Source organism: Vibrio sp. D173a (assembly GCF_030248475.1).
This window is the reverse complement of the sequence record NZ_JAHGAH010000779.1, coordinates 1-927: the sequence shown is the minus strand read 5'-3', so window position 1 is coordinate 927 and position 927 is coordinate 1. Positions and strand designations below refer to the sequence as shown.

Here is a 927-nt window from a genome sequence, read left to right as displayed (position 1 = left end):
ACCAAACTTGAAGTACATACCATAGCTGAGCACCAAAGTGATGATGACAGAAGGCACAACTACAGCCACGCTTGAGATCTGCGTTTTCTTAGCTTGCTTCTCAGCAGGAACATCATCCAACAGAGACTGTTTTAGGTCAGCGATCAGCTCTTGCTGGTCATCAACTAAACCTTCTTCTGCTTCAACTTCCAGCTCATCAAGGCGATCTTTATAAAATGCTTTATTGAGCTCATCGCGAAGCACTTCGTCGTTGTTGGCTTTCTTGTTCACAAACGGCAGCACAATCAACACGACAGCAGCTAATGATAGGATAATTGTAGAAATCCAAAATAGAGTCATTACTTCTTGTCTCCGTCGTTCTCTTCATCGAGTGACGCTTTTAAACGTGCTTCTTTGTCCGCATTCCAATCATCATTTGTCTCTGTAGCTTTTGCCTTAGACTTTCTACTTCGAAGAACAATAAGAGCAAAGCCGAACACCACAACGGCAAATGGACCTACCCACAAAATCGCTGTCGCGAACGTCAGTGGCGGGTTGTAAGTTACAAAGTTGCCATAACGAGCGATCATGTAATCAATGATCTCTTGCTCAGACTTGCCCTCTTTCGTCATCTCATACACTTTCTGGCGAAGGTCGACGGCCAATTCGGCATTCGAGTCACCAATAGTGTTGTTTTGACATTTAGGGCAACGCAGCGTGCTGCTCAAAGTTTTGAACTGCTGCTCTTGTTGCAAGTTATCAAACTCATGAATTTCAATCGAAGCCGTTGCTGTCAGAGAGATAGCAAAAGTCGCTAACAGCGCAATCAGTGCGTGTTTAATCATTTTGCTTCCTCCAACAAGTCTTGATACATAGGCTCAAGCGTTGATGCCCAGTTTGTCGGGTTCACATCACCAACATGGCGGTAACGAACAACACCGTTAGCAT

General features: G+C 44.6%; 2 protein-coding genes and 1 pseudogene. All 3 read right to left on the bottom strand.

Annotated elements, in window-relative coordinates:
* A partial coding sequence (ccmI, locus tag KIV40_RS29225; RefSeq protein ID WP_285352733.1) for a c-type cytochrome biogenesis protein CcmI occupies nt 1-339 on the bottom strand: 339 nt, incomplete at its 3' end.
* Nucleotides 339-824: a cytochrome c-type biogenesis protein gene (locus KIV40_RS29220; protein WP_285352731.1), complete on the bottom strand. Its 486-nt coding sequence runs from the start codon at nt 822-824 to the stop codon at nt 339-341. The genes ccmI and KIV40_RS29220, both read right to left, overlap by 1 nt.
* A pseudogene (locus KIV40_RS29215) lies at nt 821-927 on the bottom strand (DsbE family thiol:disulfide interchange protein); the annotation flags it as partial. The gene KIV40_RS29220 and the pseudogene KIV40_RS29215, both read right to left, overlap by 4 nt.

What these genes read in the sequence shown, in the direction of transcription:
- KIV40_RS29220 (WP_285352731.1), bottom strand. Translation starts at nt 824, where the DNA reads ATGATTAAACACGCACTGATTGCGCTGTTAGCGACTTTTGCTATCTCT.